Source organism: Mesorhizobium sp. M1409, from assembly GCF_040317535.1.
In the GTDB taxonomy this organism is placed as follows: domain Bacteria; phylum Pseudomonadota; class Alphaproteobacteria; order Rhizobiales; family Rhizobiaceae; genus Mesorhizobium.
Genome location: NZ_JAMYKV010000044.1, coordinates 15,494 through 38,206, shown reverse-complemented (window position 1 = coordinate 38,206; position 22,713 = coordinate 15,494). Strand labels below are relative to the sequence as shown.

20 protein-coding genes are annotated in these 22,713 nt (G+C 63.0%); 8 read left to right on the top strand and 12 right to left on the bottom strand.

Going from position 1 to position 22,713, the window contains the following annotated elements:
• The first annotated feature begins 73 nt into the window (after positions 1 to 73).
• The 3 genes from NKG99_RS26995 (at position 74) to NKG99_RS26985 (ending at position 3,015) form a co-directional block, all read left to right on the top strand.
• Complete coding sequence (locus tag NKG99_RS26995; RefSeq protein WP_352872045.1) at positions 74 to 871, top strand: ABC transporter substrate-binding protein; 798 nt, start codon at positions 74 to 76, stop codon at positions 869 to 871.
• Positions 872 to 1,022: 151 nt separating this feature from the next.
• Entirely contained in the window at positions 1,023 to 1,697 is a 675-nt protein-coding gene (locus tag NKG99_RS26990) for an amino acid ABC transporter permease (RefSeq protein WP_126067529.1), read from the top strand.
• 43 nt (positions 1,698 to 1,740) lie between these two features.
• Positions 1,741 to 3,015: a cysteine desulfurase-like protein gene (locus tag NKG99_RS26985; protein WP_352872044.1), complete on the top strand. Its 1,275-nt coding sequence runs from the start codon at positions 1,741 to 1,743 to the stop codon at positions 3,013 to 3,015.
• A 70-nt stretch (positions 3,016 to 3,085) separates the two neighbouring features.
• Here the strand turns inward: NKG99_RS26985 and NKG99_RS26980 are convergent, their stop codons facing one another.
• The 5 genes from NKG99_RS26980 to NKG99_RS26960 form a co-directional block, all read right to left on the bottom strand.
• Positions 3,086 to 3,916: a dipeptide ABC transporter ATP-binding protein gene (locus tag NKG99_RS26980; RefSeq protein WP_352872043.1), complete on the bottom strand. Its 831-nt coding sequence runs from the start codon at positions 3,914 to 3,916 to the stop codon at positions 3,086 to 3,088.
• On the bottom strand, positions 3,913 to 4,770 hold the full coding sequence (locus NKG99_RS26975; protein WP_352872075.1) for an ABC transporter ATP-binding protein: 858 nt from the start codon (positions 4,768 to 4,770) through the stop codon (positions 3,913 to 3,915). The genes NKG99_RS26980 and NKG99_RS26975 overlap by 4 nt, the downstream gene beginning before the upstream one ends.
• Before the next feature lie 2 nt (positions 4,771 to 4,772).
• Positions 4,773 to 5,627: an ABC transporter permease subunit gene (locus tag NKG99_RS26970; RefSeq protein WP_352629965.1), complete on the bottom strand. Its 855-nt coding sequence runs from the start codon at positions 5,625 to 5,627 to the stop codon at positions 4,773 to 4,775.
• 70 nt (positions 5,628 to 5,697) lie between these two features.
• The gene (locus tag NKG99_RS26965) at positions 5,698 to 6,705 is read right to left on the bottom strand and encodes an ABC transporter permease subunit (RefSeq protein ID WP_352872042.1); all 1,008 of its coding nucleotides are present in this window, start codon (positions 6,703 to 6,705) and stop codon (positions 5,698 to 5,700) included.
• A gap of 50 nt (positions 6,706 to 6,755) precedes the next feature.
• Positions 6,756 to 8,348 carry an ABC transporter substrate-binding protein gene (locus NKG99_RS26960; RefSeq protein WP_352872041.1) on the bottom strand — a complete coding sequence of 531 codons (1,593 nt, stop codon included), beginning with the start codon at positions 8,346 to 8,348 and terminating at the stop codon, positions 6,756 to 6,758.
• 467 nt (positions 8,349 to 8,815) lie between these two features.
• On the opposite strand from NKG99_RS26960, the gene NKG99_RS26955 reads away from it, so the two are divergent.
• On the top strand, positions 8,816 to 10,825 hold the full coding sequence (locus NKG99_RS26955) for a long-chain fatty acid--CoA ligase (protein WP_352872040.1): 2,010 nt from the start codon (positions 8,816 to 8,818) through the stop codon (positions 10,823 to 10,825).
• Positions 10,822 to 11,565 carry a class I SAM-dependent methyltransferase gene (locus NKG99_RS26950; protein WP_352872038.1) on the top strand — a complete coding sequence of 248 codons (744 nt, stop codon included), beginning with the start codon at positions 10,822 to 10,824 and terminating at the stop codon, positions 11,563 to 11,565. Before NKG99_RS26955 ends, NKG99_RS26950 begins: the two co-directional genes overlap by 4 nt.
• Before the next feature lie 390 nt (positions 11,566 to 11,955).
• Here the strand turns inward: NKG99_RS26950 and NKG99_RS26945 are convergent, their stop codons facing one another.
• Together NKG99_RS26945 and NKG99_RS26940 are read right to left on the bottom strand one after the other, a co-directional pair.
• Complete coding sequence (locus NKG99_RS26945) at positions 11,956 to 12,849, bottom strand: NAD(P)/FAD-dependent oxidoreductase (RefSeq protein ID WP_352872037.1); 894 nt, start codon at positions 12,847 to 12,849, stop codon at positions 11,956 to 11,958.
• Positions 12,842 to 13,105, bottom strand: coding sequence for a hypothetical protein (locus tag NKG99_RS26940; RefSeq protein WP_352872036.1), 264 nt, complete (start codon positions 13,103 to 13,105; stop codon positions 12,842 to 12,844). Before NKG99_RS26940 ends, NKG99_RS26945 begins: the two co-directional genes overlap by 8 nt.
• A 32-nt stretch (positions 13,106 to 13,137) precedes the next feature.
• Here NKG99_RS26940 and NKG99_RS26935 point away from each other — a divergent pair, with 32 nt between their 5' ends.
• Positions 13,138 to 13,785: a TetR/AcrR family transcriptional regulator gene (locus NKG99_RS26935; RefSeq protein WP_352872035.1), complete on the top strand. Its 648-nt coding sequence runs from the start codon at positions 13,138 to 13,140 to the stop codon at positions 13,783 to 13,785.
• Between the two features lie 141 nt (positions 13,786 to 13,926).
• Here the strand turns inward: NKG99_RS26935 and NKG99_RS26930 are convergent, their stop codons facing one another.
• Both NKG99_RS26930 and pgi read right to left on the bottom strand, forming a co-directional pair.
• A complete protein-coding gene (locus NKG99_RS26930; protein WP_352872034.1) occupies positions 13,927 to 14,649 on the bottom strand; it encodes an HAD family hydrolase in 723 nt (240 codons plus the stop codon).
• Positions 14,650 to 14,654: 5 nt separating this feature from the next.
• A complete protein-coding gene (pgi, locus tag NKG99_RS26925; protein WP_352872073.1) occupies positions 14,655 to 16,325 on the bottom strand; it encodes a glucose-6-phosphate isomerase in 1,671 nt (556 codons plus the stop codon).
• Between the two features lie 275 nt (positions 16,326 to 16,600).
• Between pgi and pdxR the strand changes: the two genes are divergently transcribed.
• Together pdxR and NKG99_RS26915 are read left to right on the top strand one after the other, a co-directional pair.
• Positions 16,601 to 18,094 carry a MocR-like pyridoxine biosynthesis transcription factor PdxR gene (gene pdxR / locus NKG99_RS26920; protein ID WP_352872033.1) on the top strand — a complete coding sequence of 498 codons (1,494 nt, stop codon included), beginning with the start codon at positions 16,601 to 16,603 and terminating at the stop codon, positions 18,092 to 18,094.
• 187 nt (positions 18,095 to 18,281) lie between these two features.
• Positions 18,282 to 19,868 (top strand): trimethylamine methyltransferase family protein, encoded by a 1,587-nt coding sequence (locus tag NKG99_RS26915; RefSeq protein ID WP_352872031.1) that lies wholly within the window; start codon positions 18,282 to 18,284, stop codon positions 19,866 to 19,868.
• 19 nt (positions 19,869 to 19,887) lie between these two features.
• On the opposite strand, the gene NKG99_RS26910 is transcribed toward NKG99_RS26915, so the two are convergent.
• From NKG99_RS26910 to NKG99_RS26900, 3 genes are all read right to left on the bottom strand, one after another.
• On the bottom strand, positions 19,888 to 20,286 hold the full coding sequence (locus NKG99_RS26910; protein ID WP_352872030.1) for a hypothetical protein: 399 nt from the start codon (positions 20,284 to 20,286) through the stop codon (positions 19,888 to 19,890).
• Positions 20,287 to 20,348: 62 nt separating this feature from the next.
• Positions 20,349 to 21,740 (bottom strand): chromate efflux transporter, encoded by a 1,392-nt coding sequence (chrA, locus tag NKG99_RS26905; RefSeq protein ID WP_352872028.1) that lies wholly within the window; start codon positions 21,738 to 21,740, stop codon positions 20,349 to 20,351.
• Entirely contained in the window at positions 21,737 to 22,561 is an 825-nt protein-coding gene (locus NKG99_RS26900; protein WP_352872071.1) for a chromate resistance protein ChrB domain-containing protein, read from the bottom strand. Before NKG99_RS26900 ends, chrA begins: the two co-directional genes overlap by 4 nt.
• Positions 22,562 to 22,713 lie beyond the last annotated feature (152 nt).

Here is a 22,713-nt window from a genome sequence, read left to right as displayed (position 1 = left end):
CGCCCTGCCTGAAGCGGGGCGGCAAAAAACCGTGCGGGAGCAACCCGCCCGATCAACAACAGAGGGAACACAGATGAGCTTCACTCGCCGCAAATTGCTTCTTCTCGCCGCCGCAATCGGCATCGCCGCCGGCCCCGCCACCGCCTATGCCGCCGATGTGCTGAATGTCGGCGCCTACCCGACCAATCCGCCGTTCGAATACAAGAACGAGAGCGGCACCTTCGAGGGCTTTGAAGTCGACATCGTCAACGAAGCGGCCAAGCGCGTCGGCATGACCACCGACATCACCGATCTCGGCTTCCAGGCGCTGTTCGCCGCCACCACGTCGAAGCGCATCGATGTCGCCATCTCGTCGATCACCATCACGGCGGAGCGGCTGAAGTCGCAGTCGTTCACCCAGCCATACTATGATTCCGACATGGGCATCGCCACCAAGACCGACAGCGCGATCAAGGCCGAAGCCGACCTCAAGGGCAAGATCGTCGGCGTGCTGTCCGGCTCGACCGGCGAGACCTGGGTCAAGGCGCATCAGGAAGCCGACGGCTTCAGCGACGTGAAGGGTTATGACACGCAGCAGAACCTGCTGCTCGACCTCAGCGCCGGACGCGTCGACGCCGCCGTCAGCGACATTCCGGGCATGGAATATTCCTTCACCAAGATGAAGGACCTGATCGTCAAGGAACGCATCAAGACCGGCGAACAATACGGCCTGATGCTGACCAAGGACCACCCGCTGCTCGACAAGCTGAACGACGCGCTGACCGCGATGAAGAAGGACGGCACGCTGGCCGCGATCCACAAGAAGTGGTTCGGCAGCGACGCGCCCGCCGACTCTTCGACCATGAAGGAAATGCCGCTGCCGAAGGCCTGAGCGGCAATGCATTGACATCGTGCCGGCTTTCCAGGCCGGCACGATTCATTTCACGCCCTGGCGCCGGCTTCCGCCGCAGACACCCCGCCGTCGGTGAGGTCAATTGATTTTAACGCGAGCATTCTTTGCTCTGGGGTTCGGGAACGCTCCTATGTCGCTGCTCGACACCTTCTTCAACCCCGATGTCATCATGTCCAGCCTGCCGGCGCTGCTGCGCGGCTTCCTGAACACGCTGCTGCTCGGCATTCTGAGCATCGGCATCGGCATCCCCATCGGCCTGGTGATCAGCCTGGTGCGACTCTATGCGCCGAAGCCGCTGCGCTGGCTCGCGGTCGGCTACACCGACATCTTCCGCGCCCTGCCGGTGCTGGTCGTGCTGATCCTGATCTACTACGCGCTGCCCTTCCTCGGCATCCGCCTGTCGTCCTGGGCATCGGCGGTGACTGCCTTCGCCTTCATCATGTCGGCCTATTCGGCGGAAGTGTTCCGTTCCGGCATCGAAAGCATTCCGCGTGGCCAGTTCGAGGCGTCGCAGGCGCTTGGCCTGCCGTTCCTGCTGACCTTGCGCAAGGTGGTGCTGCCGCAGGCGATCCGCGTCGTCATCCCGCCGATGACCAGCAACTGCGTCTCGATGTTCAAGGACACCTCGCTCGCCTCCACCGTGGCGCTGCCGGAACTGCTCAAGGAAGCGACCAACGCGCAGTCGCTCTATGCCAACCCCTCGCCGCTGATCGGCGCGGCGCTTGTCTATCTCATCTTCCTCTGGCCGATGGTCCGCCTCGTCAGCCTGCTTGAAGAGCGCTTCAAGACCGAAAAGAAGCGCTGACCTCGCCAACCGATCCCTCCAAGTCCTTCGCAGGAGCCTACCCGTGAACAAGCACCAGACCGACAATGCGAGCGCAACCGCGTTTCCCGTCCACACCATCCGCGCCATGTTCCCCGCCTTGCAACGGGCCGGCGATTTCATCTTCTTGGATAATGCCGCAGGCGCCCAGATCCCGCAGAGCGTACTCGACGCGGTGACCAACCATCTGGTTTCGCACAATGTGCAGCGCGGCGGCCGCTATGGCCGCAGCGTCACCGTCGACCAGTCGGTCGCAGATGCCCGGACAAGCGTCGCGCTGCTGATCAACGCTTACAGCCCAGCGGAAATCTGCTTCGGCATGAACGCCACTTCGTTCATCCGCCTGGTCAGCCTCGGCATCGGCCAGATGCTTCAAGAGCGCGACGAGATCGTCATCACCGACATGGACCACGACGCCAACATCGCGACATGGCTGGCGCTGGAGTCCGCTGGCGCGAAATTCAAATGGTGGCGGATGCGCGAGGACGGCAATCTGCATGTCGACGATCTGCGCCCGCTCGTTTCCGACCGCACCCGTCTGGTCGCGTGCACGGTGACCGCGCACTCGATCGGCTCGATCGTCGATGTCGCCGAGGTGGCCAGGATCGCGCACGCGGCCGGTGCCGAGGTGTTCCTCGACTGCGTGCATTACGGGCCGCACGGGCTGATCGACGTGCAGGCCTGGGACTGCGACTATCTCGTCTGCTCCGGCTACAAGAATTTCTCGCCGCATATGGGCTTCCTGTGGGGCCGTTTCGAAACGCTGAAGCGGCTGCCGACCTTCCGCGAGGATTTCATCCCCGACGAGCCGCCCTACAAGGTCGAGGCGGGCACGTTCATCTACGAGAACGTCTCCGGCATGGATGCGGCCGTGCAGTATCTGGAACTGATCGGCCGCAATCTTGCGCCCTCCAACAACCGCTCGCGGCGCGACAACATCGTTGCCGGCATGAGCGCCATCCGCGACTACGAGCTGGTGCTGGCGCGCGAGATGCTTGCTGTGCTGAAAGGTTGCGGCGCGACCATCTATGGCGTTGCCGACGAGGCCCGCATTGTGGAACGGGTGCCGACCTTCTGCTTCAACATCGGCAAACTGTCGCCGCAGCGGATCGTCGAGGAAATGGCCGAGATGCAGATCGGCATCCGCGACGGCCACATGTACGCGCCGCGACTGATGAAGCGCCTCAATCTCTCGATGGACAGCGGCGCCATCCGCGCCTCGCTGGTCCACTACAACACGGTCGATGAGATCCACCGCTTCGGCGAAGCGCTGCGCACCATCATCGCCAAGCTGTCGTGAGGCGGCCACTCCAGCGTCGTCATCCTGAAGCGAAGCGACGCGGCGAAGGCCCTGGGACGACGAAGAGACGTCAAGCCGCCTTCTTCTTCGCCAACCTCGCCTTGATCGATGCGACGTCGGCGCGCGGCGTGGCCGCGAATAGCGTCCGGGTATAGCTGTGCTTGGGGTCGGCGAAGACCTCGTCGCGCGATCCGTATTCGACCGCTTCGCCGAAATACATCACCATCACATCGTCGGCGATGTAACGCACCACGGACAGGTCGTGGCTGATGAAGACATAGGTCAGCTGGAATTCGTCCTGAAGGTCGGCGAGCAGATTGAGCACCTGCGCCTGCACCGAAAGGTCGAGCGCGGAGACCGGCTCGTCCAGCACCAGCAGGCTCGGGTTGAGCATCAGCGCGCGGGCAATGGCGATGCGCTGGCGCTGGCCGCCGGAGAACATGTGCGGATAACGATTGTAGTGCTCGTGTCCGAGGCCGACCTTCTTCAGCATCTTCATCGCCAGGTCGCGACGCTCGGCGGCCGGCTTGTCGGTGTTGATCAGCAGCGGCTCGCCCAGCACGTCACCGATCTTCTGGCGCGGATTGAGCGATCCGTACGGATTCTGGAAGACGATCTGCACCTTGCGGCGCATCTCCTTCGTCAATGCGTTCCTGGCGATGTCGACCTTGTTGCCGTCGATGAACAGTTCGCCCGCCGTCGCCGGATCGATCAGCGTGATGATGCGGGCAAGCGTTGACTTGCCGCAGCCGCTTTCGCCGACGATGGCCAGCGTCTTGCCCTTGTCCACCTTGAAGGAGACGCCCTTGACCGCATGGACCGTGCGCGGCCCGGTGAACAGGCCACCACCGATGTGGTAGTCGCGAACGATGTTCTTGCCTTCGAGAACGGTGATGCTCATGAGGCGGCTCCCGCAGCCGACGGCGCCGGCTCGAACATCATGTCGGACACGGTCGGCAACCGGTCGCCGACGGCGTTCTCCGGCAAGGCCGACAGCAAGGCCCGCGTGTAATTGCTCTTCGGCGACTCGAACAGCGACAGCACGTCGGCCTCTTCCATCTTGCGGCCCTTGTACTGGACGATAACGCGGTCGGCGGTCTCGGCGACCACGCCCATATTGTGGGTGATCATGATCAGGCCCATGCCGTATTTGGCCTGCAGCGAAACCAGCAGATCGAGGATCTGTTTCTGGATGGTCACGTCGAGCGCGGTGGTCGGCTCGTCGGCGATCAGGAGTTTCGGATTGCAGGCAATGGCGATGGCGATCATGACGCGCTGGCACTGGCCGCCCGACATCTGGTGCGGGAACGAGCTCAGTCGCTCCTCCGGGTCGGCGATGCCGACCAGCTTCATCAGTTCGATGGCACGCGCCCGGCGCTGGGCGCGATCCATGCCCATGTGGAAGCGCAGCACCTCCTCGATCTGGAAGCCGACCGTGAAGCATGGGTTGAGGCTGGCGATCGGCTCCTGGAAGATCATCGAAATGTCCTTGCCGACGATCTTGCGGCGTTCGGACGGGCTGAGCTCCAAAAGATCGACGCCGTCGAAGGCCATGCGGTCGGCCTTGACCGTTGCCGTGTCGGGCAACAGGCCCATTACCGCCAGCATCGCCACCGACTTGCCGGAGCCGGACTCGCCGACGATCGCCAGCACTTCGCGCGGCTCGATCGCGAGATCGATGCCTTGCACGGCCATGAACGGTCCGGCCGCCGTATCGAAGGAAACAGTAAGGTTCTTGATCTCGAGCAGAGGCACGCTCACGACCTCTTCAGCTTGGGGTCGAGCGCGTCGCGCAGGCCGTCGCCGATAAGGTTGATGGCGAAGACGGTGATCAGGATGGCGAGGCCCGGGAAGGTCACCACCCACCAGGCGCGCAGGATGAACTCGCGGGCTTCGGCCAGCATGGTGCCCCATTCCGGCGTCGGAGGCTGCGCGCCCATGCCGAGGAAGCCAAGGGCGGCCGCCTCAAGAATGGCGTTGGAGAAGGACAGCGTCGCCTGCACGATCAGCGGCGCGATGCAGTTGGGCAGGATGGTGACCAGCATCAGCCTCAGATGACTGGCGCCGGCGACCTTGGCCGAGATGACGTATTCGCGAGTCTTCTCGGCCATCACGGCGGCGCGGGTGAGCCGGGCGAAATGCGGCTGCAGCACAAAGGCGATGGCGATCATGGCGTTGACAAGGCCGGGGCCGAGGACCGCGACCAGTACCAGGGCCAAGAGCAGCGACGGGAAGGCCAGGATAATGTCCATGATGCGCATGATCAACGTGTCGACCCAGCCGCGGCAGTAGCCGGCTAGCAGGCCGAGGATCACGCCCGAGATCAGCGCTGAAGTGACGACGACGAAGCCGATGGCGAGCGAGAAGCGCGAGCCGTAGATCAGCCGCGACAGCATATCGCGACCGACGGCGTCGGTGCCGAGCAGGAACTGTGCGTTGCCGCCCTCCTGCCAGGCCGGCGGCGTCAGGAAGAAGTCGCGGAACTGATCGTCGGGCGAATGCGGCGCCAGCAGCGGCGCGAAGATGGCGATCAGGATCAGCAGTGCAAAGACGAAGAGCCCGATCACCGCGCCCTTGTTGACGGAGAAGTAGTGCCAGAACTCGCCGAACATCTGCAGCCTTGCGTCCTGCTGCTTGACGACGGTCACGGCTTCAATGGTGGCTGGGCCTTCGTTGCTCATGTCAGTTGGCCCGGATGCGTGGGTTGATGACGGCGTAGAGCACGTCGACGATGAGGTTCACCGACATGACGATCAACGCGATCAAAAGCAACCCGCCCTGCACGGTGAAATAGTCGCGCTTGGAAATGGCGTCGATCATCCATTTGCCGATGCCGGGCCAGGAGAAGATGCTCTCGGTCAGGATGGCGCCGGTCAAAAGCGTGCCGACCTGCAGGCCGATGGTGGTGACGACCGGAATCAGCGCGTTGCGGAAGGCATGCAGCCCGATGACGCGGCGCGGTGCCAGGCCCTTGGCGCGCGCGGTGCGTACATAGTCCTCGCCGAGCACTTCAAGCATCGCCGACCGCGTCTGCCTGGCGATGACGGCCAGCGGAATGGTGCCGAGCACGACGGTGGGAAGGATGAGGTGCGACAGCGCCGAACGGAAGGCGCCCTTCTGCCCCGAGATCAGCGAGTCGATGGTCATGAAGCCGGTCACCGGCTTGAAGAAATAGAGAAGATCGATGCGGCCGGAAACCGGCGTCCAGTGCAGCGTGCCGGAAAACACGATGATCAGCAGCAGACCCCACCAGAAGATCGGCATGGAATAGCCTGCCAGCGCGGTGCCCATGGTCAGCTGATCGAACCAGGATCCACGGCGGATGGCGGCGAAGATGCCGGCGGCGACCCCCAGGACTACGGCAAAGATCATCGCGAAAATGGCGAGCTCGACCGTTGCCGGGAAGCGCACCAGGAAATCCTTGAGCACCGGCGTCTTGGTGGAAAACGAGGTGCCGAAATCGCCGCTCAGGATGTTGGTCAAATAGGTCAGGTATTGTTGCCATATCGGCAGATCGAAGCCGAATTGGTGCATCAGCGCCGTGTGGCGTTCGGGCGACAGGCCGCGTTCGCCCGCAAGCACCAGCACCGGATCACCGGGCAGGATGCGCACGAAGCCAAAGGCGAGGATGGTTATCCCAATGAAGGTCGGGATGATGAGGGCGATCTTGCCGAGGATATAACGCAGCATGGCGGGCGAGTGGAGGCGCCACCAAGCGGTGACGCCCCCGTTTCGCAACCTTATTCGGCGATATCGACGCCGTCGAAGCGATGGATACCGAGCGGATCCATCGCGAAGCCGGTGACGGTCTTCTGCATCGGCATGAACACCTTGGAGTGAGCGAGCGTCGCCCAGGGTGCCTGTTCCTTGAAGATGACCTGTGCCTTTTCGTAGAGCTTGGTGCGCTCGGCCTGATCCGAAACGGTCTTGGCCTTGTTGATGAGCGCGTCGAAGTCCTTGTTGCACCATTCCGCGCGGTTGTTCGAACCGACGGAAGCGCAGCTCAGGAGCACGCCGAGGAAGTTGTCCGGATCGCCATTGTCGCCGGTCCAGCCGACGATGACGGCGCCGTCGTGATCGACCGCGGAAGCGCGCTTGAGGTATTCACCCCAATCGTAGCTGACGATGTTGACGGTGACGCCGACCTTGGCGAAGTCCGACTGGATCAATTCAGCGGTGCGGCGCGCGTTCGGCATGTAAGGGCGCGACACCGGCATGGCCCAGACGTTCATCTTGAGGTCCTTGACGCCGGCCTCTTCGAGCAGCTTCTTGGACGCTTCCGGATCGTACGGATCGTCCTTCACTTCCTTGTTGTACGACCACATGGTCGGCGGGATCGGATTGATCGCCACCTGGCCGGCACCCTGGAAGACGGCGTCGATGATGGCCTTCTTGTTGATGGCCATGTTGAGCGCCTTGCGGACGCGCACGTCGTCGAACGGCTTCTGCTGGGTGTTGTACATCAGCGCGCCAACATTGAGGCCTTCCTGCTCGTCGACCTTCAGGCTCGGTTCAGCCTGCAGGCCGGCGATGTCGGCCGGTGCCGGGTATGACATGATGTTGCATTCGCCGGCCTTCAGCTTCTGCGCGCGCACCGCCGGGTCGGTGGTGATGGCGAAGACAAGATCGTCGATCTTCTGCTTGCCGCCCCAATAGTCCGGGTTGGCCTTGTAGCGGATGGCCGCGTCGGTCTGGTAATCGACGAAGATGAACGGGCCGGTGCCGATCGGCTTCTGGTTGAACAGCTCGGGCGTCTTGTCCGCCTGCAGCTTGTCGGCATATTCCTTGGAGACGATCGAGGCGAAGTCCATGCCCAGCGTCGGAATGAAGGTGATTGCCGGTTCCTTGAGGGTGAACTTCACCGTCAGGTCATCGACCTTCTCGACCTTGGTGATGTTGTCGCCGAACTGGTCATTGTAATACTGATAGGCAATACCCGGGATGTACTGGAACCACGGGCCGTTCTTGTCGACCTGACGTTCGAAAGAGAACACCACGTCGTCGGCGTTGAAGTCGCGCGTTGGGGTGAAATAGTCGGTGGCGGCGAACTTGACGCCCTTGCGCAGCTTGAAGACATATTCCTTGCCATCGTCGGAGATCGTCCAGCTTTCAGCCAGGCCCGGCGAGGTCGTTGTCTTGCCGTGATCGAACTCGACAAGGCGGTTGAAGACGGTGCGCGACGACGCGTCGAAGGTCTGGCCGGCGGTATACGGCGCCGGGTCGAAACCCTCCGGCGAAGCTTCCGCGCAATAGACCAGAGTTTTCGCGTTGGCCACGCCGCCCAGGACGCTTGCAGCCAGCAACGCGGCTGCAAAAGTCAGTTTCTTCTTCATTGAGCACTCCCTGATGTTCTTCCAAGCCCCTCTATCAGGCTCGCGAAGCGCGCATATAAGCACCGTTTTTCCGGCTTTGGAACACCCCGTTTGCTTACCCCTTGGGAAGCAGGAAAAAAATCCGCGATTTTACTAAATGACAGAAAAAATTAGCAGTTTCTTCCATTCACGGGATTATTAACGATCGCATTTTTTTATTGATCACCGATCTGACGATAATCGATGCCGCGCGCGCCTCCGAGCGGCCGAGAGTGCGGCGGGACAGCGGTTGGGAGTGTCGGCGGCAGGAAAGATTTTCGACGGCAAATCTTTCCAGCCTTGCCGCAGGGGCAAGACTTGCACGGTCGCCAATGGAGGCAATACATAGAGGCAATACATAGGTGCATAGCGGCGGCAGCGGAGGACGTCTCTGTCAATTCAGGGGCGAGCGCGGCGCGGACGAACAAGAATTGTCGAGGGAGGAACGGGTGGCAAAAGCATCAAGGACACCGGCGCCGGCAAAAGCGGCAGCCAAGGCGGCTCCAAAAGCAGCCGGCGGCAGGGCCAAGCCGAAAACACCCGCTGCCAAAGCCGCCGCGGCCAAGCCGAAGGCAGCCACCGTGCCGGCGAAGGCAAGCACAAAGCCGGCAGCCAAAGCCTCGACCAAGAAGGCCTTGAACAAGACTGTTGCCGGAAAGACAGTGTCGGCGGCAACGCCGGCAGCTGCCAAGCCGGTGGCGAAGGCTGCTGCAGCCAAGGCCCCGCCGGCAGCGAAGCCTGCCGCCGCCAAGCGATTGCCGAATGCACTGACGGCGCTTGCCGCCGGCCTGCCGGAAAAGCCGTGGCTCAAGAGCTATCCGAAAAACGTCCCGGCCGAAATCGGCGCCCTGCCATACAACTCGATCGGCGATTTCCTCGTCGCTGCCTGCAAGCAGTTTTCGGCCCAGCCCGCCTTCACCTGCATGGACAAGTCCATCAGCTACACCGATGTCGAGCGGCTGTCGGCGGACTTCGGCGCCTATCTGCAATCGAAAGGCCTTCAGAAGGGCGCGCGCGTCGCGCTGATGATGCCGAACGTGCTGCAATATCCGGTGGCGATGATGGCCGTCTTGCGCGCCGGTTATGTCGTGGTGAACATCAATCCGCTCTATACGCCGCGCGAGCTAGAACATCAGCTCAAGGACTCCGGTGCGCAAGCCATCGTCATCCTGGAGAACTTCGCCAACACCTTGCAGGCGGTGATCGCCAGGACGGCGGTCAAGCATGTCGTGGTCGCTTCGATGGGCGACTTGCTCGGCGGCCTGAAAGGCACCATCGTCAATTTCGTCGTTCGCCGCGTGAAGAAGATGGTCCCGGCATGGTCGCTGCCCGGCCATGTCAAGTTCAATGCCGCAATGAAGGCCGGCGCCGGTATGGGTTTTAAGCCGGCCAGGGTGGCAGCCGACGATGTCGCGTTCCTGCAATATACGGGCGGCACGACGGGCGTCTCGAAGGGAGCCACGCTGCTGCACAGCAATGTGCTCGCCAACGTCGCGCAGAACGCGCAATGGATGGAGGACGCCTATACGATCAAGCCGAAACCCGCGCACCCCAACTTCATCTGCGCGCTGCCGCTCTACCATATCTTCGCACTGACGGTGAACGCGCTGATGGGCATGCAGCAAGGCGCCCGCAATGTGCTCATTCCCAACCCGCGCGACATTCCCGGCTTCGTCAAGGAGTTGCAGAAGTACCCCGTGCACATCTTTCCGGGCCTCAACACGCTGTTCAACGCACTACTCAACAATGAGGATTTCCGCAAGCTCGACTTCAAGCCGCTGATCCTGACGCTGGGCGGCGGCATGGCGGTGCAGAAGGGCGTCGCGGAACGCTGGAGAACGCTGACCGGTTGTTCGGTCACCGAAGGCTACGGCCTTTCGGAAACCTCGCCGGTGGCCACGGCCAACAAGTTCACCTCCGGCGACTTCACCGGCACGATCGGCCTGCCGTTGCCCTCGACCGAGATCGCCATCCGCGACGATGACGGCAACAACTTGCCGCTCGGCGAGGTCGGCGAAATCTGCATCCGCGGGCCGCAGGTGATGGCGGGCTACTGGAACCGGCCCGATGAGACCGCCAAGGTGATGACCAAGGACGGCTACTTCAAATCCGGCGACATGGGCTTCATGGACGAGCGCGGCTACACCAAGATCGTCGACCGCAAGAAGGACATGATCCTGGTCTCGGGCTTCAACGTCTATCCGAACGAGCTCGAGGAAGTCGTGGCGATGCATCCGGGCGTGCTCGAAGTGGCCGCGATCGGCGTGCCGGACGAGCATTCGGGCGAGGTGCCGAAACTGTTTGTGGTCAAGAAGGACCCGGCGCTGACCGCCGAGGCAATCACCGCCTATTGCCGCGAGAACCTGACCGGCTACAAGCGGCCCAAATATATCGAGTTCAGGACCGAGCTGCCGAAGACACCGGTCGGCAAGATCCTGCGGCGAGCGTTGCGCGAATGACGATAGCCGACGGCCCTGAGGCCGTGGATGCACCCTGCAGTCCAGACCCGGCAGAGTTCATCAGGGCGAACATGCGCCTCGCCCCGGTGCCATCGCTCCCCGAGATCCGGCTCTATACGCCGCATCCGGCCAGCGGCCTGAGGCGGCTTACCGATCCGCACCAAAGCTCCGACGCCGATGACGACACGATCGAGGCGGACGACGATGGACCCGAGCCGCGGCCGCCCTACTGGGCCTATGCCTGGGCCGGCGGCGCGGTGCTTGCGCGCCACATATTGGACCACCCGCAAATGGTGGCCGGTCGCCGCGTGCTCGACCTCGGCGCGGGTTCCGGCCTTGTCGGCATTGCCGCCGCCAAGGCTGGCGCGCGCGAAGTTATCGCCGCGGAGATCGACCGCAACGGTGTTGCTGCGCTCGCCCTCAACGCGGCGGCCAACGGCGTCGCCATCACCGTGATCGGAGACGATGTCACCAGGGGTTCGCCACCCATGGTCGACCTCGTGCTTGCCGGCGATGTCTTCTATGGACAGGACGTCGCCGATCGAGTCATGCCTTTTCTCGAACGCTGCCTGAATGCCGGCATCGAGGTCCTAGTCGGCGACCCCGGCCGCGCCTATTTGCCACGATCACGGCTGCACCTGCTCGCCGAATACAAGGTGCCGGATTTCGGCCAGACGAAAGACAGCGCGCTGAAGCCGAGCGGTGTGTTTTCCTTTGAAGCGGATGACCGCTGTCGCTGAGATCAAAACCCAGTCACTCGGAATGACCGAGTTCGACCTCAACGCAGACGATCATCCAATCAAAGGCACGTTCAGAAAGCGGTCGTGACGGCGCTAACTTCTAAGCTCAGCGTCCCCGAATTCGCCACTGTACTTTTCGCCATACAGATGTATCCGCTCAAGTCGCTCGAAGCAGCTCTCCGCGAGCAGAGCGCGCCGTCGCCCGCTCAATAACGTCGCCTACGTCACGGTCGTCCTCACGCGCCATGCCAAGTCTAACAGATGCGGTTGCGCCGACGATCTTCTTGCCACGGGCCTCTATCGCACCACCGCTGATCTGCTGGCGTAGGCGCCCCCCAAAAGGAGGTTTTCCGTGATGGCCCGCGGTAACCGGAGTAGGAATCTATGCTCTCAAACCAGCATCGACTGCTGAGCGGAGATACCCGCCGTCGCGCCGTGCGATGTTGCCGTAGTGACCGAGGCCATGAGGGGGTTTGCGAGGTCGCCGGCGGCGTAGATGCCGGGCATGCTGGTTTCGCGGCGCTCATCGACCTTGAGGGCGATGCCGAGGGGTGTATTGACCGTGGCGAGGCCCAGTGATTCATGCAGGCTTGCGGACGGCTTGTTGCGCGGATGCGCGAACAAGATGTCAACCGAGACATTGGGGCCGGTATCGAGCTTGACGGTGGCATTATGGCCCCCGCGATGGGCGATCTCGGTGATCCGGCCATCGACGACAGGTATGTTGCGGCGCGCCAAATCGGCCCGGATATCGGGTGAAATGTCGTGACCATCGGCGAAGAGGGTCAACCTGTCGGTCCAATCGTGGAACAGCCTGACCTGATTGTGCGACTGCGGGCCGGACCAGATGAGGCCCCAATGCTGGCCGGCGACTTCAAAGCCGTCGCAATAGGGGCAGGGCACGATGGACGTGCCCCAACCTTCGGCAAAGCCCGGAACATCAGGCATCTGGTCGGCGACGCCATAGCTAAGGATCAGGCGGCGCGCCGCAAGGCGGTCGCCATCGCCAGCGAGGACGGAGAAATCGTCGATGGCGCCGGAGACGCTTTCGGCCCGGGCATTGACCAGCTTGACCGTGGGATAACGCGCCAGCTGCTGCCGCGCCTCGGCCAGGATGTCCAGCGGCGGCTTGTGATCGTGGCCGAGCAGGCCATGCGAGTGGCCAGCGAAGCGGTTGCGCGGCAGGCCGGTATCGAGAACGGTGACCTTGCGGCGGGCACGGCCGAGTTGCAGGGCGGCGGCGAGACCGGCAAAGCTGCCGCCGATGATGATGACGTCATCCATGGTGATGGGCTCCGTGTTGTGGTTGGAGGGGGGTGGGCTGGGCCTGGCGCGAAATAGCGTCCAGCGATACGCGCTCGAGACGGGCAGCGAGCAAGGCTTCGGCATCGACGAGAAAGTCGCCGATCACCGTGTTGACCGGCCGGACGATGCCGCATTCGATATCGCCGGGCGGCCCAGGGAAGCTTGATTTGGAGGACAGGGTAAAATCCACTCTTTGGCTTGCATATTTATGAAACTGCATGGTATCGTAATTCAAGAATTAGGATACTGTCAAGGACTGGAATTATCGTGACCGAAAACAGCCAGGCCCGGCGCGGCCGGCCCGCCAACGAGGCGCTTGGCCAAACGATAGTCGACGCCGCGTGCGAACTCTTTGTGGAATTGGGTTTTCAAGCGACGACATTGGACAAGGTCGCCCAACGGGCGAAGATATCCAAGCTCAGCATCTATCGGCACTTCGAGAACAAGGAGGCGCTGTTCAGCGCGGCCATCGCGGCCCACTGCCATCAGTTTGCACCACTGGCTCTTTCTGAAGGCGTCGACGGTTCGGCCGAAGATCAGCTCATGGCGATGGGATCATCCCTGCTTCGCACGCTGTTGAGCCCGGACGCCCGCAGTGTCGAAGCCATGATCATGGCCGACAAGACGAATCAAAAGTCGTTAAGCAAGCTCCATTACGAAGCCGGCCCCGCCCATGTCATCGCCCAAATCGAGGCCCTGTTGCGTCAGTTACACGCGAAGGCGGTTCTGAACGTGCCCGATCCTCTCCGGTCCGCCCGCTTGTTTGCCGCGCTTATCAAAGGATCCGATCTCCTGATTATCGCACGCTTCGATGAGGCGAGAGCAGAGGACGACAACGAAATCGAATCCTATTGCCGGTCGGCCGTCGCCATGTTCATCGCCGCGCACGGTGGCAACGACCACGCAGGATACTAATCCCGCACATCTTATGTCGCGGGGTGAAGTGAAAAACGGCAGCTAACCGTCGGTTTCGACTAACTGCAGACGTTCGGCTCACCACCCCATCTCAGCCGCTGGCGGGAAAGCCCAAGTTGATTTTGCCCCGGCCGCTGCCCGTCAGGTCGTTTCCTTGACCCGTGCCGACAGGAAGTCGGGCAAATCGGCAACCGAATCCAGGATCGCGTCGGCGATGCCGGCCAGCGATTCGCGGGTGCCGGTGCCGGAGAGCACGCCGACCGCTAGTCCGCAGCCACCGGCCCGCGCCATTTCGAGGTCGTGCCTGTTATCGCCGACCATGGCGATTTCCGCCGGCTTCAGCCCGGTGAGATCGCTGAAGGCCAGGATCGTGTCGGGTGCTGGCTTCGGGTTGGCGACCGCGTCGTAGCCATAGGCGGCGTCGAACAGCTGGGCGACGCCGAGAGTGACCAGGGTCTTTTCCGCACCGCTGGTCGAATCATTGGTAGCGACGCCAAGCCGATAGGATTTCCTGTGCAATGCCGTCAGCGTGTCGACGATGCCCGGCAACGCCACCGCCATTGCGGAGCCCTGCACCGAGGTGATCTCGTTGAAGCGGGCAACCGCAAGCATCTGGTCCTCGTTGGACAGGCGCGGGAACCACAATTCGACGACGTCGAGATTGGTGCCCGACGCAAAGATGGAATCAGGCTTGAAGCGCTTGTTGGCGAAATCGAAGCCGGCGGCGGCCAGCAGCCTGTCGGCTTTCCAGCGATCGCCTTCCGACGCATCCATGGCCATGAAATCGGCGACGCCGAGCCAGGTCGCGTTGAAGTCGACAAGCGTTCCATCCTTGTCGAACAATATACCCTTGATGTCTGCCAAGCTTTTCACTCCGATCCACGCAAATGGTGGATGAATCCCACAAGACCAGCGGTCGATGCGTCCCGGTTAGCGGCGCTTTCCTTGCCCTCCACGACAGGCAAAAGGCCGGTGGCCAATTCCTTGCCGAGCTCGACGCCCCATTGGTCGAAGGAGTTGATGTTGAACAGCGTACCCTCGACGAAGACGCGGTGCTCGTAGAGCGCGATCAGCCGGCCGAAGGTGCGCGGGTCGAGTTTGCGGTAGAGAATGGTCACCGAGGGTCGGTTGCCGGAGAAGACACGATGCGGGGCGATCTTGTCGACCTCGGCCGGCTTCATGCCCTTGGCCAGCATCTGGGCGCGGGCCTCGTCCAGCGTGCGGCCCTTCATCAGCGCTTCCGACTGGGCCAGGCAGTTGGCGAGCAGCAGATCGTGCTGATGCTTGAGATCGGGCTCGTGACCGACCGCCGCCGCGAGGAACTCGACCGGGATGAAATCGGTGCCCTGGTGTAGGAGCTGGAAGAAGGCATGCTGGCCGTTGGTGCCGGGCTCGCCCCAGACCAGCGGCCCGGTCGGCGTCGCCGCCGCCGTGCCCTCGAGGGTGACGCTCTTGCCGTTCGATTCCATATCGAGCTGCTGCAGATAGGCCGGCAGCCTGGATAGGCGCTGATCATAAGGGATGACGGCGCGCGCCGGATATCCGCAGATCACCCGATGCCACCAGCCGACCAGCCCCAAAAGGGTCGGCAGGTTCTCCTGCACGGGCGCGGTGCGGAAATGCTCATCCATCTCGTGCGCGCCATCGAGGAAGGCGCGAAAATTCCGCGGGCCAACAGCGATCATCACCGGCAGGCCGATCGCGCCCCAGAGCGAATAGCGGCCACCGACCCAGTCCCAGAAGCCGAAGACACGATCCGGCGCGATGCCGAACTTGGCCACCAAGTCGAGCGAGGTCGAGACAGCGGCGAAATGCTTGCCGACCGCTTCCTTGCCGAGCGCCTCTTGGACCCATTTGCGCGCCGTCTGCGCATTGGTCATCGTCTCGACGGTGGTGAAGGTCTTGGAGGCGATGATGAACAGCGTGGTTTCGGCGGACAGGCCCTTCAGCGTGTCGTGGATATGGGCGCCGTCGATGTTGGAGACGTAATGCGCGCGCGGCCCGTCATGATAAGGCGCCAGCGCCAGCGTCGCCATGGCCGGGCCGAGATCGGAACCACCGATGCCGATGTTGACGATGTCGGTGATCTTCTTGCCGGTGGCGCCGGCCGCCTTGCCCGAGCGTACGGCATCGGCAAAGGCGCTCATGGCGTCAAGCACGGCCATGACGTCCGCCTTGACGTCCTGGCCATCGACGGTGACGCCCTTGCCGGTCAGGTTGCGCAGTGCCGTGTGCAGCACGGCGCGGTCCTCGGTGAGGTTGATCTTCTTGCCGGCGAACATGGCGTCGCGACGGCCTTCGAGATCGGCCGCCTTGGCGAGCTTTTCCAGCAAGTCCATGGTGAGCGCGTCGACCGCGCATTTCGACCAGTCGAGCAGAAGGTCGCCGTCGGTGGCGGAGAATGTAACGAAGCGCTTGGGATCGGCGGCGAAGGCCTGGCGCATGCTGGCGGGCGCCGCCGCGCGATGGTCGCGCAACGCGGCGAGCTGTTTTTGAAAGGACGATTGATCCACTGCCGAACTCCGAGACCTAAGAGCCATCATTACGAACCGGATGTTTCCGGCGCGTGTCGTCGCGACAATCTATCGAGCCTAATTCCAGCCATTTCAATGCGCAGCGATGACGCACGAAGTCATCGCCGGGATGAGGCGCCGCGTCACCCCGCGATGGTGCAGCGCAGCATCAAAATGGCGTGAAGGATCACTGGCATAAATCCCAACGATCAGAAAAATTGATTGGCGCAACCCCTTGTGCCACGGTTACGTTCGGCTGGTCCAGCCAAGCGAAAAAGGCTGGCCATCGAGGAACATCTCCCATGCCACAGCGTAACGACACGGCCATATGGTCCGGCCTGTTCCGGATTTCGGCGGAATCGGGCCAGACCCTGCAGGCACAGATCCGCCAAGCCATCGTGGCCGCCATTCTCGACCGCCAGATCGCCGCTTCGATGCCGCTTCCTTCGTGCCGTATCCTGGCCGAAAAACTCGGCGTGGCGCGCGGAACCGTGGTGCTGGCGTTCCAGCAGCTGGTCGACCAGGGCTTCCTGGTGGCGCGCGAGCGGCGTGGTCATTTCGTCAATCCCGATGTGCTGGCAACGCCTGCCAAGCCACACCAGAAGGCGCCCGATCAGGCCAATGAGATCGACTGGAAGGCACGCCGCAAGATCGCCGCCAGCGACATGCCGCCGCCGGCCAAGCACGAGAACTGGATCAAGTCGTCCTACCCCTTCGTCTACGGCCAGTTCGACCCGGCGCTGTTCCCGACCGCCGAGTGGCGCGAGTGCAACCGCATGGCGCTGGCCGTGCTCGAAATCCGCAACTGGGCGTCCGACATGGTCGACCGCGACGATCCGCTGCTGATCGAGCAGATCCAGGCGCGGCTGCTGCCGCGGCGCGGCATCTTCGCCAATCCCGACGAGATCATCGTCACGCTGGGCGCCCAGAACGCACTCTACATGCTGGCGACGCTGCTGATGTCCAAGGGCTCCAAGGTGGCGATGGAGGATCCCGGCTACCCCGACGCACGCTCGATCTTCCGCCTTGCGGGCGCCGAGATAGAGCCGGTGCCGGTCGACCAGTCCGGCATCGTAACCGCTTCTATTCCCAATGATTCCGGGTTCGTCTTCGTCACGCCCAGCCATCATTGCCCGACCATGGTGCCGCTGTCGGCGGAACGGCGGCAGGATCTTCTGGCGCGGGCCAACCGCTACAACCAGATCATCATCGAGGACGGCTATGACAGCCAGCTTCTCGACGAAGCACCGCAGCAGGCTCTGAAGAGCCTCGATCGCTCAGGCCGTGTCGTCTATGTCGGCTCGATGTCGAAGACGCTGGCTCCGGGCCTGCGGCTCGGCTACATCGTTGCTTCGGCTGGCCTGATCTCCGAACTCAGGGCGCTACGCCGCTTCATGCTGCGCCATCCGCCGGCCAACAACCAGCGCGCCGTAGCGCTCTTCCTGTCGCTCGGCCATCACGAGGCGCTTGTGCGGCGGCTGTCGTCGGCCTTCGACGAGCGCCGCAAGCGTCTGGTCCATGCGATTTCCGCCTTCCTGCCGGAATGGCGCTCGACCGATTCGGCCGGCGGCACATCGCTGTGGCTCGAAGGGCCGCGTGGCACCGATGCGCGCGGACTGGCCGAGGCAGCAGCCTCGCGCAGCGTCATCATAGAACCGGGCGACCGGTTCTTCGATCGCACTGACAAGCCTTCGCGTTTCATGCGGCTGGGCATCTCATCGATCGCGCTGCAGCACATCGAGCCGGGCATCCGCGAACTGGCCACCGCCGCCGGACGCAGGCCCGCGGCCGCCTGATCCATCGCCATCCCCCTGGGGCCGCGCAGGCGCGGCTCCGACTCCATTAGCTCTGGCATATGCAACCGGACCGACTGGCCCATAGTCTGGGCCAATGCCGGCGGCATAGTCGGAGACATAAGGGGAAGAAGCAGCCGATGGTGGACCAACCGCCGCGCCCTGCTTCTCGGAAAGTTGGAGTGTCTCCATGTCAGTTCTTGAAAAGCAGGAAGCGGCGGCGGATCAACGTTCGCGTCGCTCCGGCGGGCGCGAAGCGCGCCGCGCCATGCGGGCAGCGCCCTTGGCCGACGACATCAAGCCGGTGCGCGCCGGCCTCGAAGGCGGCAGCTACGGACCGCTGACCCAGAACGACCAGGAACGCATCCACGAAGCGGTGCTGACGCTCCTGGAAACGGTCGGTTTCGCCAATGCCATTCCCTCCTGCATCGAAGCCTTGACCGAGGCCGGCGCCACCTATGGCGACGATGGGCGCATCCGCTTCCCGCGCGGGCTCGTGCTCGAGACGATCAAGAAGGCGGCACGGCATTTCACCCTGCACGGGCAGGACCCCAAGCACGATATGCTGATCAAGGGCAAGCGCGTGCATTACGGCACGGCGGGAGCCGCCGTGCATCTGGTTGATGTCGAGAAGCGCGAATATCGAGAGTCGCTGCTGCAGGACATCTATGACGCCGCCCGCCTCGTCGAAGGGCTCGACAACATCCATTTCTTCCAGCGCCCGATGGTGCCGCGCGACATTCCCGATCCGCTCGAAATGGACTTCAACACGCTCTATGCCTGCGTGATGGGCACGTCGAAGCATGTCGGCACCTCGTTTACGGTGCGCGAGAATGTGCAGCCGGCGCTGGAGATGCTTTATGCTATTGCCGGCGGCGAGGAAAACTTCCGCGCCCGGCCTTTCGTGTCGAACTCCAACTGCTTCGTCGTGCCGCCGATGAAATTCGCCGAGGACGCCTGCGGCGTGCTCGAGGCCTGTGTCGAGGGCGGCATCCCGATTCTGCTGCTCTCGGCCGGTCAGGCAGGCGCCACGGCGCCGGCGGCGATTGCGGGTGCCGTGGTGCAGGCGGTAGCCGAAGTGCTGGCTGGTCTCGTCTATGTCAACGCCATCAAGCCAGGGCATCCGGCGATCTTCGGCACATGGCCGTTCGTGTCGGATCTGCGCACCGGCGCCATGTCCGGCGGTTCGGCCGAGCAGGCGGTGCTGACGGCGGCCTGCGCGCAGATGGCGCAATACTACGATTTGCCGGGCGGCTCGGCCGCCGGCATGACGGATTCGAAATTGCCCGATATCCAGTCCGGCTACGAAAAGGGCATCACCGACGTGATGGCCGGTCTCGCCGGGCTCAATCTCGTCTATGAATCGGCTGGTATGCACGCCTCGCTGCTCGGCTTTTGCCTCGAAAGCCTGATCATCGACAACGACATGCTCGGCCACTGCCTGCGCTGTGTGCGCGGCATCGAGGTGACCGACGAAGCGCTGTCGATCGACACCATCGCCGATGTCTGCCTGAAGGGTCCGGGCCACTATCTCGGCAACGAACAGACGCTGCGGCTGATGCAGACGGAGTATTTTTATCCCGCCGTCGGCGATCGCTTTTCTCCCAAGGAATGGAACGAGAAGGGCCGGCCCGACATCTTGCAGCGGGCGATCATCGAGAAGAAGCGCGTGCTTGCCGAGCGCTTTCCGCGCCATGTGCCTAAGCAGATCGACGACCGGCTGCGCGCCCGCTTTGGCGAAATGATCAAACTGCCGCGCGGCAGCATGGGCGGGTAAGGAACGCTCGCCGGAACAGTTATTCGGCGCTCAGCCCGTAGCGCTCGACGACCTCGGCATCGATCAGCTTGGCGTGCAGCGCCATCAATACGATTTGCGCATCGAAGCTGTCGCCGGCCTGCACCGCGGCCTCGACCCGGCGCTCCACGTCCTGCCGCTGCTGCAAGCCGTGGGAGCTTTCGAAGATTTCGGGCCCGGCAACGCAATAGCTGAACAGTTGCGCCACTTCCGCATAGGCCTGGCCGGGCGGCTCGTCGGGCCAGCGATCCTTCATCAGATTGACGATGGTCAGTTTCACGCCCTCCGGCACAAGGGCAGGATGCAGGTCGGCGCCACGCAATGCGGCGTCGAGCTGCCTCAAGTCGCTCGAGCGGCCGAACATTCCGAGGAAGCCGAGAGAAGAGCGTCGTCCCGCCATGGGTTCCAATCCGTTTCCAACCAATTAGGTGGTTCGCAAGCGGATTACAAAAGGGGATGGCATTATCCCCCCGCCGCCAGCAACAAGACACCGGCAAGAGCAGACGCGGCAAGCGTTGGCAGCATTCCGAGTTTCAGTTTCAGGATGGCGATCATAGCGGCAACGGAAAGCAGTGCCGCGCGCCAGTCGATCGACGAAAGCACCGGCACATTCATGCCAAGGCCGATGTTGCGGACTTCGTGGAAGATGACATGCAAGGCAAACCATAGAGCGAGATTCATGATGACGCCGACAACAGCGGCGGTGATCGCGCCCAGTGCGGCCGACAATGCCTTGTTGCCGCGCAGGGCCTCGATATAGGGCGCGCCGAGGAATATCCAGAAGAAGCAGGGCGTGAACGTTACCCACAGGGTAAGCAACGCCCCCAGCGATCCGGCAAGCAACGGGTCCAGCGACCCGGCGTGGCGGAACGCGGCGATGAAGCCGACAAACTGCAACACCAGGATGAGCGGACCTGGCGTCGTTTCGGCAAGCCCAAGACCATCGACCATTTCACCGGGGGCGAGCCAGCCGAAGGACTGGACGGCTGCCTGTGCGACATAGGCGAGGACCGCATAGGCGCCACCGAAGGTGACGACAGCCATCAGGCTGAAGAACCCCCCTATCTCGGTCCAGACGCTTGCAGAGCCGGTGAACCACCAGATCACAAGAACGGGCCCAAGCCACAGCGGCAGCCAGATCGCGACGGTGCGCGGTGCATGCCATCTGGTCGGCTCGACATGGGCCAGTTCGCCGCGTTCGAACATCAGGTCGACCGCTCCCTTGAAGTCGCCAACATCGCCCTTGCCATGGGCGGAGCCGGAAAACAGGCCGGGAGCAACGCGGTCTCCCAGCCATCCAGTCAGGCCGGCGAGCAGGACGATGAGCGGGAAAGGCACATTCAACGCATAGATGGCGATGAACGCCGCGACCGCGATCGACACCGTGACGCGGTTCTTCAGGGCACGCCGCCCGATCCGGATCACTGCCTCGATGACAATGGCGAGCACCGCCGCCTTCACCCCGAAAAACAGCGCTTCGACGAGCGGCATGTCGCCGTAGAGCACGTAAAGGCTGCTCAAGACGAGCATGACCAGCGCGCCCGGCACGACGAACAGGATGCCGGCGACAAGGCCACCGGCCGTCCTGTGCAGCAGCCAGCCGATGTAGATGGCGAGTTGCTGGGCTTCCGGCCCAGGCAGCAGCATGCAGTAATTCAGCGCATGCAAGAAACGCTGCTCGCCGATCCAGCGCCGCTCCTCGACCAGTTCCTTGTGCATCAGCGCGATCTGCCCGGCCGGTCCGCCGAAGCTGAGCAGTCCGATCTTCGCCCAGACCTTCGTGGCTTCGGTGAAGGTCGGCGCAGCCGGAACCGGCACGTCTCCCGCCGCATCCGCCGGTACAAGAGCGCTCATGTCGGTTTACCCGTCCCGGCGGCCGGCCAGTTGTGCGTTTCTTCAGTGGCGTCGCGACACCAGCGGAAGAATGCGTCGTAGAGCAGCATGCCTGCTTCCAGTTGCTCCAGGTCGTCGCGGAACATACGCGACAGGCCAAGCGAGGCAGCCAGAAAGCCGGCGGCCTGGGGCACCAGATCGAGCCTTGCGGTGTCCGCCGCGCGCACGATTACGGCAAGGCGATCGAGCGCCTCGGACTCCAGTCCGAACTCCTCGATCATCGTGTCGAAGGTGCAGCGTTCGCCGCGATGGCTCCAGAACACATTGTCGATGTCGAAAGGCACGGCCTGAAAGCGGTCGGCCACATCAGGCACTTCGGCCGCCTCGACAAACAGGAAGATCGCGTGAGGATCGACGAAACGCCGGATCAGCCAGGGGCAAGCGATGCGGTCGACCTTCGGGCGTGTCCGCGTCACCCATATAGTGCGACCCTTTTCGTCGCGCGGCGGCAATCTGTCGGTGCGGACCAGAAGCCCCCCGGCATCGCGCCAGGCTTCAAAGCCGCCTTCAAGGGATTCGGCGGTGATTCCCTCATGGCGCAGCCAGGCGGCTACCCCTTGCGAGAGTTTCCGCCCTTTCTGGCAAACGATGGCCACCGGCTTGCCGGCGAACGCGGGCGCCCAGGTCGAAACGGTTTTGAAATCGCGCCGGCACGAAGCGGGCAACAGGCGCGGATCGGCGTCGAAATCTTCGTCTATGCGAACATCGATGATCACCGGCGCACCCGGCAGCCCGATCAGACGGGATAATTGCGGTACAGTGATAGCGGTTGTTGACGGCATGGCGTCCACCTCCTGGAAGAGAAGCCTGGACGCGAACGTTGGGCTGACGCCTCACGGGGTCGTCGCGATGCACCCCTTGTCATGATGGTGGATACATCGCGCGGACTTGTCAAGGATGGTGACCGTTCTCGACCTTCTGGTCGGAACTGGCG